The sequence below is a fragment of the Pseudomonas oryzihabitans genome (assembly GCF_006384975.1).
GTDB classification, from domain to species: Bacteria; Pseudomonadota; Gammaproteobacteria; order Pseudomonadales; family Pseudomonadaceae; genus Chryseomonas; species Chryseomonas psychrotolerans_B.
Genome location: NZ_CP021645.1, coordinates 4,036,659 through 4,051,002, shown reverse-complemented (window position 1 = coordinate 4,051,002; position 14,344 = coordinate 4,036,659). Strand labels below are relative to the sequence as shown.

Here is a 14,344-nt window from a genome sequence, read left to right as displayed (position 1 = left end):
GACCTGACTCCCAGGCTCCGTGATCCAGCTACCCCAGCGAAGGGAAATGCGGCAGGACGAATTCGCCCAGCTCCTGGACGATCTCGCTGACCGGCCGGCGTGACGGCCTCAGGTTGAGGGCCAGGTGATTGACCCCCGCCTCCTGCAACTGACCGAGATAGTCCACCAGCGCCCGGCGACCGCAGGAGAGACCGGCATGGATCGGCCGCGGTGGCTGGGCCGGATCGCTGGCCAGCTCGAAGAACAACCCCTGGGCGAAGGGCTTGAACAGTTCGCGCCCCCCGATCTCGTCGAGCGCTTCGCGCCAGACCCGCGTCAACGCCGGTACGTGTTCGGCAGGTACGAAATAGTAGAACCAGCCATCGGCCTTGGCGGCGATCCAGTCCACCGTCTGCCGGCTGCGCCCGGTCACCAGAGCCGGGATGCGGCCGTGCACCGGCTTGGGCACCAGATCGGCCACCCCCTGCAAATCGCCGAAGCGGCGGAATTCACCCAGCGGGAAATGGGTCTCGCCCGCCAGGCGAAACATCTCGAAGGCGTCGCGAAAGCGCTCGCCACGCCGCTCGAACTCGCTTTCCAGGCCGAAGGCCGGATATTCCACCGGCCGATCGCCAGACGCCACACCCAGCACCAGACGCCCGTCACTGAGCTGGTCGACCGAGGCCGCCATCTTGGCCAGGTGCAACGGATGACGCAGGGTGATGACGGCGCTGCCGGTGGCCAGGGTGATGTCCTGGGTAATGGCCGCGAGATAACCGAGATAGGTGAAGGGATCGAACACCTGCCCGGCATCGTTGAAGCCTGGATCGTAGAAGGGAACGTCGCGCGCCCAGAGCGCGGCGAAGCCGAGCCGATCCGCCAGCTGCGCCAGCCGGGCGTGGTCGCGCAAGGTCGGCATCGGATCGTCGGGATAGCCCTCCAGCGGCAGGAGGAAGCCCAGGGTCAGCCGACCCGGTGCGAACAGGCGGGAGAAGCCCGGATGGCGGGCGACGGCGAGGCGACGGTCCGAAGGGGACATTGGATTCCTTGCCAGCGATAAGGGGGTGCAACGTTCCCTATGGAGTCTAATGAATCCGCAGGGTTCGACCAGCCCACCGCCGCTCAGCACCTTCAGCACCTTCAGCACGGCAAAGGAACTGAAGATCCAACCAATCTACAATCGCCGCGCATCTGAACTCAAGCGAGGCTAATTTATTTTATCATTATAGTATTACTATACAGAGCAATACTAAGACAGAAATTAAAATTCGACCCCGGCAACCAGCTGTATTTATCTAATTAGACTAGAAAATCCTACTCTCCACCATCCGTACGTCAAACTTTAAAATCAACCTAATAACCAACGTCAAATAAAAATCATTGACATCATTGGTAAGGCTCCTATTTATTCATCACCTTACTAATTAGGTTGTTCATCGACTGCGGTATCGCGGCAAAGGCGTTGTCATGCAATTGAAAAACATCAGTGTTCGCTCGAAGCTATTCATTGGCTTCACCCTGCTCATCATTCCGACACTCTTGGTCGCCTATAGCGGCTGGGGTGGCATCGAGTCCCTGAATCGACGCAGCGCCCGTATCGAGTCCATCGATCAGTTGGGCTTCTACAGTCGGGACATGCGTATCCAAGGCCAGGCCTTCTCTCTTGACGATACGCCGGAGCAGGCAAGTCAATGGCTGAAGGTCACCAATCTTTTCGCGGGCGAATTGCAGAGCATCGGCGCAGGCTCCAAAATCCCGCGGAATCAACAGCTCACTCAACAGGCAGAAGAGCTGCTCAAGCGTTATCGGGCCTTGCAGCAGACCCGGATGAGCCTGTCAGCGGAGCAGAGCAAGAGTCGCGAGGGAGGAGCCAAGATCGGCGATGACCTTACCGAACGCCTCAAGACGCTGCTGCACGCTCAGCAAGAAACGGAACAGGTAGCAGCCCAGCAGCAACTCAGCGAACTCTTCGCCGCCAGTCAAAAGATGCGCCTGGAACTGCGTTCCTACAGAGCAGCTCCCAGTGCCGCTCAGCAGCAGCGCGTCAATCAGAGCCTCGATCAGGCCAGGACTGAACTACAGGACGTGGTGACCTACGTGTCCGCCGAGCAATTCCAGACAATACAGGACCTGATCGAAGCCTATGCCCGTTACTTCGCGCAGCAGGTCGACCTGCAGGCGAAGGTGGCCGAGACGCGCCAGGGACTCGACCAGAACATCCAAAAGCTGTTGGATATCTCCAACGAGCTCAAGAATTTCCAAAGCGAGTTACGCCAGGCCGACATGAGTAGCGCCAAGTATTCGCTGCTGGGTTGGCTGCTCGCCATCATCGCCCTCAGCCTGGCCACGGCCTGGATCATCACCCGCTCCATCGTGACGCCCCTGCGCGAGACGATACGCCTGGCCGAACAGGTCGCCAGCGGCGATCTGACCGCACATGTCGCGGTCACGCGCAAAGACGAACTCGGCATGCTCCAGAGCACCATGCAACGCATGACCGGGAATCTACGTGCCCTGATCAGCGAACTGCGCGACGGCGTGGTGCAGATGGCCAGTGCGGCCGAGGAGCTCTCCGCCATTACCGAGCAGACCCGGGCCGGCGCCACGGCGCAGAAGGTCGAGACCGAGCAGATCGCTACCGCCATGCAGCAGATGACCGCCACCATCGGCGAGGTGGCCCGCAATGCCGGCCAAGCCTCGGGAGCAGCCCGCGAAGCGACCCTCAAGACCCGCGAGGGCGACCAGGCGGTCGGCCAGGTCATCACCCAGATCGAAGCCCTGGCCCAGGAGGTGGATACCACCCAGGCCACCATGGAATCGCTCAAGCAGGACGCCGACCGCATCGGCGGCGTGCTGGACGTGATCAAGGCGGTGGCCGAACAGACCAACCTGTTGGCCCTCAACGCCGCCATCGAAGCCGCGCGCGCGGGCGAGGCGGGCCGTGGCTTCGCCGTGGTGGCCGACGAGGTGCGCAGCCTGGCGCAGCGCACCCGCTCCTCCACCGACGAGATCGCTGCTCTGATCGCCAGCCTGCATGGCAGCACCGATCAGATGAGCGCCGCCCTGGATCGCAATATCCAGCTGACCGCCAGTAGCGTCGACCTGACCCGCCAGGCTGGCGCCGTGCTCGGCAGCGTCAGCACCGCAGTGAACGAGATCGAGTCGATGAACGAGCAAATCGCCGCGGCGGTGGAACAGCAGAGCGCCGCCGGCGAAGACATCAGCCGCAGCGTGGTCAAGGTCCATGAGGTGACCGACCAGACCGCCGCCGCCAGCGAGGAAACCGCTCGCTCCAGCGGCGAACTGGCACGCCTGAGTCTGCAGTTGCAGGAGTTGGCGGGACGCTTCAAGGTCAGCTAGATCAAGCCTACGGCCGTGGTCAGGGCACTTGCACCTGTAACCGCGGCCAACGCTCGAGCCAGCCTTTGCTGGTCAGGCGTTGGTGAAAAGCCTCAGGGCGCGGACGCCAGGGATTGAGCGTGAGGTGCAGGGCGAAGAGCCCGTTCTGGGTGAAGGGGCTGACCACTTCGATTTGTCTAGCCGCCGTGAGTCGGACGGCCAGCGCCGATTCGACCTCTACCCAGTAACGCATGGCGTCGATACTGCTCGCATAGGGCTCGTCATTGTTTCGTTGGTGCATGGCGGCCTGATTGCGTACCGACCAAAGCCACCCCGGCGCCCGCTCAGCCAGCAACCTTTCGAGATCCCTGTCCCGCTCGGGCCGGCAATCGGCCGGATCGAAATAGATGACGTCCAGATCCGCCAACGGCGTCGCTTCGACATAGCCGTGCAGCCGATCCCAGACCAGGTTGCGCACGAATCCCGCCGCCAGCCAGGCATCTGGCAGCCCGAACTCGGCTAGCACGGCGAGCAACCGGTACCGGACCGAATCCTCGCCGAGCCAGGTGACGATACGCTGCATGGCTGCCCTCCCCTTGGAGAAGGCAGCCTACCCCGGTCAGGCGACCGAGGCGATACGGTTGCCGGCGCTGGCCTTCTCGACCTTGATGGCGACGAACTTGGAAGTGGGCGTGAAACTGCCCTCGCCGTAGCTCTCCAGGGGCACCAGCGGATTGGTCTCCGGATAGTAGCCGGCGGCCTGGCCGACCGGGATGTCGAACGGCAGGGCGGTGAAGCCGCGTACCCGGCGCTCGATGCCGTCGTCCCACAGGGCCACCAGATCGACCTTTTCGCCCGCGGCCACGCCCAGCCGATCCAGATCGGCCTGGTTGACGAAGACCACGTCGCGCTGGCCCTTCACACCGCGATAGCGGTCATCGAGACTGTAGACGGTGGTGTTGTACTGGTCGTGGGATCTCATGGTCTGCAGGATCAGGTCCGGCTTGACGCCCTGGCGACGGACCGCCTCCGGCAAGAGGTCATGCAGCAGCGCATTGGCGGCGAAGTTGGCCTTGCCGCTGGCCGTGTTCCACTCCCGGCGCCCGGCCTTGTTGCCCAGGTAGAAGCCACCGGGAGCCTGCAGCCGGGCGTTGAAGTCCTGGAAGCCAGGAATGACGTCGGCGATCAGCTCGCGAATGCGGTCGTAATCCTCGATCAGCCACTCCCAGTCCACCGGATGGTTGCCCAGGGTGGCCTTGGCGATGCCAGCGACGATGGCCGGCTCGGACTTCATCTGGGAAGACAGCGGCTTCAGGATGCCCGCCGAGGCGTGCACCATGCTGAAGCTGTCTTCCACGGTGATGGCCTGCTTGCCGCCCTTCTGCACGTCCAGCTCGGTACGCCCCAGGCAGGGCAGGATCAGCGCCTGCCGACCGGTCACCAGGTGGCTGCGGTTGAGCTTGGTGGCGATGTGCACGGTCAGGTTGCACTTGCGCAGCGCCTTGTGGGTGCGCGGCGTGTCCGGAGTGGCCTGGGCGAAATTGCCACCCAGCCCGATGAAGACCTTGGCCTGGCCCTGCTCCATGGCGGCGATGGCCTCCACGGTGTTGTGGCCGCGATTGCGCGGCGGCTCGAAAGCGAAGCGTTTGGCCAGGGCGTCGCTGAGCCAGGCCGGGGCTTTCTCGTCGATGCCCATGGTGCGGTCACCCTGCACGTTGCTGTGACCGCGCACCGGGCAGAGGCCGGCGCCGGGCTTGCCGATGTTGCCGCAGAGCAGCTGCAGGTTGGCGATCTCCTGCACCGTGGCCACCGAGTGGCGATGCTGGGTGACGCCCATGGCCCAGCAGATGATGACCTTCTCGGCCTTCACGTACATGCGCGCGGCCTGCTCGATCTCGTGCAGCGACAACCCCGACTGGCGCTCGATCAGCTCCCAGGAGGTGGCTTCCACCTGGGCCAGGTAGTCGTCCACGCCCAGGGTATGGGCGGCGATGAAGTCGTGATCGAAGACGCGCTTGGCGCCCTTGGCGGCCGCTTCGCGCTCCCATTGCAGCAGGTACTTGGCGATGCCGCGCAGGGCCGCCATGTCGCCACCCAGGGCCGGGCGGAAATAGGCGGTATTGGTCGGCCGCGAATCGTTGGTGAGCATCTCCAGCGGACTTTGCGGGTGCTGGAAGCGCTCCAGGCCACGCTCCTTGAGCGGGTTGAAGCAGACCACCTGGGCGCCCCGCTTCACCGCGTTGCGCAGGGTTTCGATCATGCGCGGGTGGTTGGTGCCGGGATTCTGGCCGATGACGAAGATGGCGTCGGCCTCGTCCAGGTCGTGATAGGTCACGGTGCCCTTGCCGACGCCGATGCTGCGGCCCAGCCCCACGCCACTGGCCTCGTGGCACATGTTCGAGCAATCGGGGAAGTTGTTGGTGCCATAGGCGCGCACGAACAGCTGATAGAGGAAGGCCGCCTCGTTGCTGGCGCGACCGGAGGTGTAGAACTCGGCCTCGTCGGGGCTGGCCAGGGCCTTGAGTTCCTTGGCAATGAGAGCGAAGGCTTCGTCCCAAGCGATGGGCACGTAGCGATCAGTGGCCGCGTTGTAGCGCAGCGGCTCGGTGAGCCGGCCCTGGTATTCCAGCCAGTAATCGCTCTGCTCCAGCAGCGAGGTCACGCTGTGACGAGCGAAGAAGGCCGCATCGACGCGGCGCTTGGTGGCCTCCCAGTTGACCGCCTTGGCGCCGTTCTCGCAGAACTTCACCAAGCCGTTTTCCGGCGCCTCGCCCCAGGCACAGCCGGGGCAGTCGAAGCCGTGGTCCTGGTTGGTCTTGAGCAGCGTACGCAGATTCTTGAAGGCGTTACCGCTGTCGAGCCAGAAGTGCACCACGCTCTTCAGGGCGCCCCAGCCGGCGGCGGGGCCTTGATAGGGTTTGAAGGACTGCTGAGGTTTGTTCATGGCGATACCTGTGGGTTCAGGAGGCGACGGGCGCCGGGGCATAGACCCGCGGCGGCGACCGGTGTGGCAGGTGGATCAGGTTGAGACGATGGCGACGGGCCCACTCCACGGCCAGCCCGGTGGGGGCCGACAGGGTGATGAGGGTGGCGAGCCCGGCGCGCACCGCCTTGTGGATAAGTTCGAGACTGCAGCGACTGGTGACCACCACGCAGCCTTCGCGCACCGGTTGGCGCTGGCGCAGCAGGGCACCGATGAGCTTGTCCAAAGCGTTGTGCCGGCCGATATCCTCGCGGCAGAGGGTCAATTCGCCTTGGCCGTCGATGAACAGCGCGGCATGCACCGCGCCACTGCGCTGGCCCAGGTCCTGGGCGGCATCGATGCGCTGGCGCAGGTCGTGCAGGTGGTTGGCCGGCGGCAGGGGCACCTTGCGTAGCCGGTCCAGCTGCGGCAGCGCCTGCTCCAGAGCCTCGACCCCGCAGAGGCCACAGCCGCTGGTACCGGCCAATTGGCGGCGCTGCTGCTTGAGTGCCCAGAAGGTACGGCTGCTGATCTCGACGTCGACATTCAAGGCTTCACCGACCCGGCGCACCTGGATGCCATAGATGTCGTCGATGGACTCGACGATGCCGGCGCTGAGGCTGAAACCGACCACATAGTCTTCCACGTCGGCCGGGGTCGCCATCATCACGGCATGGCTGATGCCGTTGTAGGCGATGGCCAGCGCCACTTCCTCGGCCAGTGGCTGCTCGCCGCGCACGGCGGGCTGCTCCAGCTCGGCGAAGGCATAGCCGGCGGGCAGCGGGGCAACGGGATCTGGCGAGTCCTGGGACATGGGCAAAACGACCTGCGGCGGTTTGACACAGATCAAAGATTAACCAGCAGACCCCAGGGCGTCTAATCGCTATGACCGATGCCTTGATAAGCCCTATCTATCACTGGCGGCATAGAGGGCCTTGATCGCCTGGAAGCAGGCATCGGCGACCGCCAGTCGGGGTTCGGTCCGACGAATGAGCAATCCCAGCGGGGTCAGGGTACGGGCGGTATCGATGGGAATCAGCCGGGCATGGGGCGTCAGGCGGTCGAAGCCGCCGGCGAGAGGCACCACGGCGCAGCACAGCCCGGCGTTGACCGCCTGTAGCAACAGATAGACGGCATCGGTCTCCAGTACCGGCTGGGGCGTCAGCCCGAGACTGCGAAAGCCATGATCCACCGACTGGCGGAAATGCATGGCACCAGTGAGCAGGCCCAGCGGCAGCCCGGCCACCGCCTGCCAATCCAGCGCCGCCTGGTCGAAGGTGAAATGGCGCTCGTCATAGAGCAGCCCCATGCGGGTCTCGGTGAGGATGAGGCTGTCGAAGCGGGCCGGGTCCAGGTGTTCCAGATAGGAGATGCCCAGCTCCAGGCGGTTACTGGCCACCGCCTCGAGGATGCGCTCGGTGCTCAGTACCTGGAGCTGGAAATGCAGCTTCGGGTGCAGTTGGCGCAGGTGCTGGAGCAGCGGCATGGGGTCGAAGCTGGCCAGCGGTACCAGGCCGACCCTCAGGGTGCCCACCAACTGTCCCTGGAAGGCCTGGGCCTCGGCATAGAGGCCGTCGTGGGCAGCCATCAGGGTCCGCGCCCAGGCGAGGATGCGCTGACCGGCCTCGGTGAAGCCCTCGAAACGCTGGCCGCGCCGCACCAGCTCCACGCCCAGTTCGTCCTCCAGGCCACGCAGGCGCATGGACAGGGTCGGCTGGGTCACATGGCAGCGCGCTGCCGCCTGGCCGAAATGGCGCGTCTCGTCCAGGGCGATGAGAAAGCGCAGCTGCTTGATATCCACCGGTCTACTCCGCTCTCGCCTGCTTAACCCCCTCTCCCCCTGGGAGAGGGCCGGGGTGAGGGTCTTTCTTCAAGCGGGCAGTATCTCCCGATAATCCCGCACCGCCTCGAACTCCTCGCTGTCCTTGGGTCCGCGGCGGCTGTCCGGCTCATGGATCGCCAGCAGGTGGGCGACGCCATAGTCGCGGGCGCTGCGCAGGATCGGCAGGTTGTCGTCGATGAACAGGGTGCGCGCCGGATCGAAGGCGAAGTCGGCCTGCAGGGCGTGCCAGAATTGCTGCTCTTCCTTGGGGAAGCCGTAGTCGTGGGAGCTGATCAGCCGGTCGAAATAGGGCGCCAGCTCGATACGCTCCAGCTTTAGCGACAGGGAATCGCGATGGGCGTTGGTGATCAGCGCCACGCGCTTGCCGGCACGCTGCAGCGCGGCCAGGAAGGTGTCGGCGTCCGGCCGCAGGGCGATGAGGTGGGCGATCTCTTGCTTGAGCTCGCGCATGGAAAAGCCCAGCTCGGCGCTCCAGAAGTCCAGGCAGTACCAGGTCAGCTTGCCCTGGTGGCTACGAAACAAAGGCTCCAGCTCGGCCTTGGCCAGCGCCAGGGACTGGCCATGGCGCTCGGCATAACGCTGCGGCAGGTACTCCAGCCAGAAATGGTTGTCGAAGTGCAGGTCGAGCAGGGTGCCGTCCATGTCCAACAACACGGTGTCGATACGGCTCCAGTCGAGAGGGGTCATGGTGACTCCGGATCATGTAACAGGCGGGTTATCATACCCGTCCGCCCAGCCCAGGAGCCGTCCATGCGCCAGAAACCCACTGTCCTCGCCCGGCAGATCGTGGCCAAGAGCCGTCTGTTCACCGTCGAGGAGATGCAGCTGCGCTTCGCCAACGGCGAGGAGCGCACCTACGAGCGTCTGGCCAACAAGGGCACCGGCCATGGCGCGGTAATGGTGGTGGCCCTGCAGGACGCCACCCGCGCCCTGCTCATCGAAGAATACTGCGGCGGCGTGGAAGACTACGAGCTGTCGCTGCCCAAGGGCCTGGTGGAGCCGGGCGAAGAGATCCTCGACGCCGCCAATCGCGAACTCAAGGAAGAAGCCGGCTTCGGTGCCCATAAGCTGGAATACCTCACCGCCTTGTCGCTGAGCCCCGGCTACATGAGCCAGCGCATCCATGTGGTGCTGGCGCGCGACCTCTATCCCGAGCGCCTGCCGGGGGACGAACCCGAACCCATCGAGGTCAGCAGCGTCGACCTGCGCGAGCTCTCGCAACTGGTGCAGAATCCACGCTTCTCCGAAGGCCGCGCCCTGGCCGCCCTCTATCTGGTGCGCGACCTGCTCACCCAACGCGGAGAACTGCCGGCATGATGGCTCCCGTTTCCATCACCGCGCCCCTGGTGCTCAATGTCATCGATCTGGTGCGCCAGGCCGGCGCGGCCACCCTGCCCTTCTGGCGGCAGAACGTGGCGGTGCGGCAGAAGAGCGACGACTCGCCGGTGACCGCCGCCGACCTCGCGGCCCACCGGGTACTGGCCGAGGGCCTGGCGCGTTTGACGCCGGAGGTGCCGGTGCTGTCGGAAGAGGCCTGTGACATTCCCTTCGCGGCGCGCAGCGCCTGGGACGTCTGGTGGGTGGTCGATCCCCTGGACGGCACCAAGGAATTCATCGACGGCAGCGAAGAATTCACCGTCAACGTGGCCCTGGTCGAGCGTGGCCAGGTGATCTTCGGCGTGGTCGGCATCCCGACCCGCGATGTCTGCTTCAGCGGCGGGCGCGAACTGGGCGCCTTCCGCATCCAAGGCGAGGACGGCATCGAAATCGGCGTGCGCAGCCACCCGGAAGAGGCCTTCACCGTGGTCGCCAGTCGTCGTCACAGCAGTCCGACCCAGCAACGCCTGCTCGACGAACTGGGCAACACGGTGGGCGAACCCAAGCTGGTTAGCGTCGGCAGCTCGCTCAAGTTCTGCCTGCTGGCCGAGGGTAAGGCCGACTTCTATCCGCGCCTGGCCCCCACTTCCCAATGGGACACCGCCGCCGCCCAGGGCGTGCTGGAAGGCGCTGGCGGCGAGGTGCTGACCCTGGACGGCCAGCCCCTCACCTACGAGATGCGCGAATCCTTCCTCAACCCGCACTTCCTCGCCCTGCCCCGCGGCGTGGAATGGCGGGAGACGGTACTGGAGCTCGCCCGCCAGACCTGACCTGCCCTCGGTGACGCTCCACTTTGCGGACTTCGAAAGCGGTAGCTCTGCTAGTCGGCAGCCGAGCACCGCCTAGCCCACTGCTCGAAGGCCCATCTGCCAGCCAATAGGGCCAGCAGGAACAACGCGCCCTGAGGCGAAGCGCTGCCCAACAGCACCACTGCCGGCCCCGGGCAGATGCCCGCCAGGCCCCAGCCGATCCCGAAAAGGGCGGCGCCCAGCAGCAGGCGACGATCGATGCGCTGAGTCGTCGGCAACCGCAAGGGCTCTCCCAGCAGCGTGCGCCCGCGCCGACGCGCCAGCCAGTAGGCGGGTACCGCCACGCCCAGGGCACCGAGCATCACCAGCGCCAGTTGGGGTGACCAGTTGCCGGTGACGTCGAGGAAGCTAAGCACCTGACTGGGCTGGCTCATGCCCGACAGCAACAGGCCGAAACCGAAGACCAGCCCGCAGGCGAAGGCGAGAAGGGTGGTCATGCCGTCAGTTCCCCAGGTGACGGACCAGGAACACCGTAAGCATGCCGGTCGCCATGAAGGTCAGGGTAGCGGCCAGGGAGCGTCGGGAGCCCCGCGCCAGGCCGCAGACCCCATGTCCGCTGGTGCAGCCATTGGCCATGCCCGTCCCCACGCCGACCAGCGCGCCGCTTACCACCAGCAGCGGCCAACCGGCCTGGATGGGCGCGGCCGGCAAGGCATCGACCAATCGCGCCAGCACCGGCGCCAGGATCAGGCCCAACAGAAAACTCCAGCACCAAGCAGTGCCAGCCCAGGGCCCGCGTAATAGTCGGCCGAGCATGCCACTGATCCCCGCGACCTGCCCGCAGCCCAGTAGCAGCAAGGCAGCGGCCAGTCCGATGAGTAGGCCACCGGCTAGGGCAGACGCGAATGAAAGGTCACTCCAATTCAGGGACACAGGCGGACCTCACGACGAACGACGCAATAAACAATATATTATTTTATATAATGTAAGCCCCATTTCCACAATAAGCGGACGCCCCTTCACAACCGTCCAGCAGCGCCGTTCTCTCGGGGACGGCGATTCCCTATACTCGGCGCTCTTCTCCCCCAACAGGTTTTCCATGGATATCCAGCAGATGCGCGCCGCCGCCACCGAAGCCGCCGGCGTGCTGCGCTCCCTCAGCCATCCGGATCGCCTGCTGCTGCTGTGCCAGCTGAGCCAAGGCGAGCGTGCCGTCAGCGAACTCGAAGAGCTGCTTGGCATCGGCCAACCCAACCTCTCTCAACAACTGGGAGTGCTGCGCGCCGAAGGACTGGTCAACACCCGCCGCGAAGGCAAGCGCATCTTCTACTCGGTCCAGGACCCCCGGGCGTTGCACCTGCTCAGCACCCTCTACCTGCTCTATTGTCCACGCTGATGACCCGGCGCGTCGGCCTGGGAGCCGGCTCCTTTATAACTAGAACAGCTAACTATTTCCGTTAATATTATAATTAAACAATATTTATTATATTAAATTGACCTCTCCAAGGCTGGCGACCAGCCATCAACGAGAGGGAAGCCAAGGCGATGAAATGGGGAAGACGATTCTGCGGCCTGTTGCTCACCATAGGCACAGGCCAGGCGCTGGCCACCAATGGCTATTTCACCCACGGTAACGGCATCAAGGCGCAAGGACAGGCAGGCGTAGCCATCGCCCAACCCCAGGATGCCCTGGCGGGGGCTAACAATCCGGCCGGTATCGCCTGGATCGGAGATCGCCTGGACCTAGGGGCCACTCTGTTCGCCCCGGACCGGCAGTCCGAGATCAGTGGCAACGCGGCTGGCGCCGACGGCCACTACAACGGCAACGCGAAGAACGTCTTCCTGCTTCCGGAATTCGGCGTAAGCAAGCAGCTGTCCGACCGCCTCGGGGTGGGCCTGGCGGTTTACGGCAATGGCGGCATGAACACCGATTACCGGAAGAATCCCTACGGCGCCTTCGGTAGCAGCGGCAGCGCTGGCGTGGACCTCGCCCAGGTATTCATCACCCCGTCGATTGCCTACCGTTTCACCGAACGGCAATCGGTCGGCATCGGCCTCAACCTGGTGTACCAGCGCTTCGCGGCCAAGGGACTGAGTGCCTTCCGCGCCCCAGGATTCTCTTCCGATAGTGATAACCTGACCGACCGCGGCCACGACACCTCCACCGGTGTCGGTTTTCGCCTGGGCTGGCAGGGCGAAGTGTTCGACGGCCTGACCCTAGGGCTGACCTGGTCGTCCAAGATCGAGGCCCGCAAATTCGACCGCTACGCCGGACTCTTCGCCGACGGCGGCAGCTTCGACATTCCGGAGAACTACGGCATCGGCCTGTCCTACCGGGCGACGCCCCGCCTGACACTCGGCGCCGATGTCCAGGAGATCAAGTACGGCAGCGTCCGCTCGATCGCCAACACCTTCTCCCTGCAATCGGTGTTCGCGGGCAACGCCCTCGGCTCAGCGCAAGGACCGGGGTTCGGCTGGCGCGACGTCACCGTCTACAAGTTCGCCGCGAGCTATGCCCTGACGCCGGCACTCACCCTACGCGCGGGCTACAGCCATGCGGACCAACCCGTCGCCCGCAGTCAGACCTTCCTGAACATCCTCGCCCCCGGCGTCATCCAGGATCACGCGAGCCTGGGACTGACCTGGGCCACCAGCGCGAAGAGCGAACTCAGCCTCGCCTATACCCACGGCTTCGAGAAGAAGGTCGACGGTAAAGGCTCGATTCCAGCCGCCTTCGGCGGCGGTGAGGCTGATCTGAAGATGAAGCAGGACATCGTCGGACTGGCCTACGGCTGGAAATTCTGAGCGCGACCTCGTTACGAGATGAGCCACTTGGCTTAGCCTTCCTAGCCAGCTCGCGCCTCAGGCCACCACCCGCGCCAACTCCGGCACATCGCCGGAGAGGCCCAGCGCGCGACGGACGAACAGCGCCTTGGCTTCGAAATGGCGATCCACCTGCTTGAGGGCGGCGTTGCGCAGCCAGCGCAGCGGCAGGCGGTCGTCCTGGAACAGGCGCTGGAAGCCTTCCATCGCCGCCATCATCGCCAGGTTGTGCGGCATGCGCCGACGCTCGTAGCGCTCCAGCACTCGTTGTTCGGCGATGGATTCGCCACGCGCCTGGGCATGGCGCAATTCCTCGGCCAGCACCGCGGCGTCGAGAAAGCCCAGGTTGACGCCCTGGCCGGCGAGTGGATGGATGACGTGAGCGGCATCGCCGATCAGCGCCAGGCCCGGTTCCACATAACGCTTGGCGTGACGCTGGCGCAGCGGAATGCACAGCCGCGTATCGCTGCATTCCACCTTGCCCAGGCGATGCTCGAAGGCCTCGCCCAGAGCCTGGCAGAAGGCCGCGTCGTCCAGGGCCATCAGCCGCTCGGCCTGCTTGGGCGTGCAGGACCAGACGATGGAGCACCAGCGGGTATCGCCACCGCGATCCAGCGGCAGGAAGGCCAGGGGGCCATCATCGGTGAATCTCTGCCAGGCGGTGCGCTGGTGCGACTCGGCGCAGCGCACGCTGGTAACGATGGCATGGTGCAGATAGTCCCATTCGCGGGTTTCCAGCCCGGCCAGGCGGCGCACGGCGGAGGTGGCGCCATCGGCAGCCACCACCAGCGGCGCGCGGATCTGGCGGTCGCCGGCCAGTTGCACCAGCCACTGGTCGCCCGAGCGGCGCAGCAATTCCAGGCGCGCCTCGGGCAGGAGCAGAACGTTGGCTTCGGCCAGGCGTTCGAGCAGGGCGTCCTGCACCACACGATTCTCGACGATGTGGCCGAGCACCTCGGCGTGCACGCTGGCCGCCTCGAAATGCACCGCACCGGTGCCAGAGCCGTCCCAGACGTGCATGGCCTGGTAGGGGCTTACGCGGCGCGCCAGGATGCCATCCCAGGCACCGAGGCGCTGCAGGATGCGCTGGCTGGCCAGCGACAGGGCACTGACCCGGGGTTCGAAGGGCAAATCGCTTTCGACCGCTCCGGGCTTGAGCGGGCCGCGGTCGAGCAGCACCACCGACAGGCCGCTGTCGGCCAGGGCCAGGGCCAGGGCGCTGCCGACCATGCCGGCACCGACGATCACCAGATCCGCATGGGTCAGCATTCT

14 protein-coding genes and 1 pseudogene are annotated in these 14,344 nt (G+C 65.0%); 6 read left to right on the top strand and 9 right to left on the bottom strand.

What is annotated here, in order from left to right; genetic code table 11:
• Positions 1-28 precede the first annotated feature (28 nt).
• Positions 29-1,018, bottom strand: a complete 990-nt coding sequence (locus CCZ28_RS18205) for an LLM class oxidoreductase (RefSeq protein WP_140220272.1) — start codon at positions 1,016-1,018, stop codon at positions 29-31.
• A gap of 428 nt (positions 1,019-1,446) precedes the next feature.
• Between CCZ28_RS18205 and CCZ28_RS25190 the strand changes: the two are divergent.
• Positions 1,447-2,481 (top strand): annotated as a pseudogene (locus CCZ28_RS25190) (methyl-accepting chemotaxis protein); the annotation flags it as partial.
• Positions 2,464-3,339, top strand: coding sequence for a methyl-accepting chemotaxis protein (locus tag CCZ28_RS25185; RefSeq protein ID WP_437179233.1), 876 nt, complete (start codon positions 2,464-2,466; stop codon positions 3,337-3,339). The pseudogene CCZ28_RS25190 and the gene CCZ28_RS25185, both read left to right, overlap by 18 nt.
• A gap of 19 nt (positions 3,340-3,358) precedes the next feature.
• Here the strand turns inward: CCZ28_RS25185 and CCZ28_RS18195 are convergent, their stop codons facing one another.
• The 5 genes from CCZ28_RS18195 to yrfG form a co-directional block, all read right to left on the bottom strand.
• Complete coding sequence (locus CCZ28_RS18195; protein ID WP_140220270.1) at positions 3,359-3,901, bottom strand: nucleotidyltransferase family protein; 543 nt, start codon at positions 3,899-3,901, stop codon at positions 3,359-3,361.
• Positions 3,902-3,937: 36 nt separating this feature from the next.
• A complete protein-coding gene (locus CCZ28_RS18190) occupies positions 3,938-6,262 on the bottom strand; it encodes an FdhF/YdeP family oxidoreductase (protein ID WP_140220269.1) in 2,325 nt (774 codons plus the stop codon).
• Positions 6,263-6,278: 16 nt separating this feature from the next.
• Positions 6,279-7,094 carry a formate dehydrogenase accessory sulfurtransferase FdhD gene (gene fdhD / locus CCZ28_RS18185; protein ID WP_140220268.1) on the bottom strand — a complete coding sequence of 272 codons (816 nt, stop codon included), beginning with the start codon at positions 7,092-7,094 and terminating at the stop codon, positions 6,279-6,281.
• A gap of 93 nt (positions 7,095-7,187) precedes the next feature.
• Positions 7,188-8,081, bottom strand: a complete 894-nt coding sequence (locus CCZ28_RS18180; RefSeq protein WP_140220267.1) for a LysR family transcriptional regulator — start codon at positions 8,079-8,081, stop codon at positions 7,188-7,190.
• A gap of 69 nt (positions 8,082-8,150) precedes the next feature.
• The gene (gene yrfG / locus CCZ28_RS18175) at positions 8,151-8,810 is read right to left on the bottom strand and encodes a GMP/IMP nucleotidase (protein ID WP_140220266.1); all 660 of its coding nucleotides are present in this window, start codon (positions 8,808-8,810) and stop codon (positions 8,151-8,153) included.
• Between the two features lie 63 nt (positions 8,811-8,873).
• Between yrfG and nudE the strand changes: the two genes are divergently transcribed.
• Positions 8,874-9,440 (top strand): ADP compounds hydrolase NudE, encoded by a 567-nt coding sequence (gene nudE, locus CCZ28_RS18170; RefSeq protein WP_058779417.1) that lies wholly within the window; start codon positions 8,874-8,876, stop codon positions 9,438-9,440.
• Positions 9,437-10,270 carry a 3'(2'),5'-bisphosphate nucleotidase CysQ gene (gene cysQ / locus CCZ28_RS18165; protein ID WP_140220265.1) on the top strand — a complete coding sequence of 278 codons (834 nt, stop codon included), beginning with the start codon at positions 9,437-9,439 and terminating at the stop codon, positions 10,268-10,270. Before nudE ends, cysQ begins: the two co-directional genes overlap by 4 nt.
• 50 nt (positions 10,271-10,320) lie before the next feature.
• On the opposite strand, the gene CCZ28_RS18160 is transcribed toward cysQ, so the two are convergent.
• Positions 10,321-10,746 (bottom strand): YeeE/YedE family protein, encoded by a 426-nt coding sequence (locus CCZ28_RS18160; RefSeq protein ID WP_140220264.1) that lies wholly within the window; start codon positions 10,744-10,746, stop codon positions 10,321-10,323.
• A 4-nt stretch (positions 10,747-10,750) separates the two neighbouring features.
• Positions 10,751-11,005 carry a YeeE/YedE family protein gene (locus CCZ28_RS24890; RefSeq protein ID WP_346764004.1) on the bottom strand — a complete coding sequence of 85 codons (255 nt, stop codon included), beginning with the start codon at positions 11,003-11,005 and terminating at the stop codon, positions 10,751-10,753.
• 343 nt (positions 11,006-11,348) lie between these two features.
• Here CCZ28_RS24890 and CCZ28_RS18150 point away from each other — a divergent pair, with 343 nt between their 5' ends.
• Positions 11,349-11,645: an ArsR/SmtB family transcription factor gene (locus CCZ28_RS18150; protein WP_205894599.1), complete on the top strand. Its 297-nt coding sequence runs from the start codon at positions 11,349-11,351 to the stop codon at positions 11,643-11,645.
• Between the two features lie 149 nt (positions 11,646-11,794).
• Positions 11,795-13,054, top strand: coding sequence for an OmpP1/FadL family transporter (locus CCZ28_RS18145; RefSeq protein WP_140220262.1), 1,260 nt, complete (start codon positions 11,795-11,797; stop codon positions 13,052-13,054).
• 57 nt (positions 13,055-13,111) lie between these two features.
• Here CCZ28_RS18145 and CCZ28_RS18140 read toward each other — a convergent pair whose 3' ends face one another.
• Entirely contained in the window at positions 13,112-14,341 is a 1,230-nt protein-coding gene (locus CCZ28_RS18140; protein WP_140220260.1) for a 2-octaprenyl-3-methyl-6-methoxy-1,4-benzoquinol hydroxylase, read from the bottom strand.
• Between the last annotated feature and the right edge of the window lie 3 nt (positions 14,342-14,344).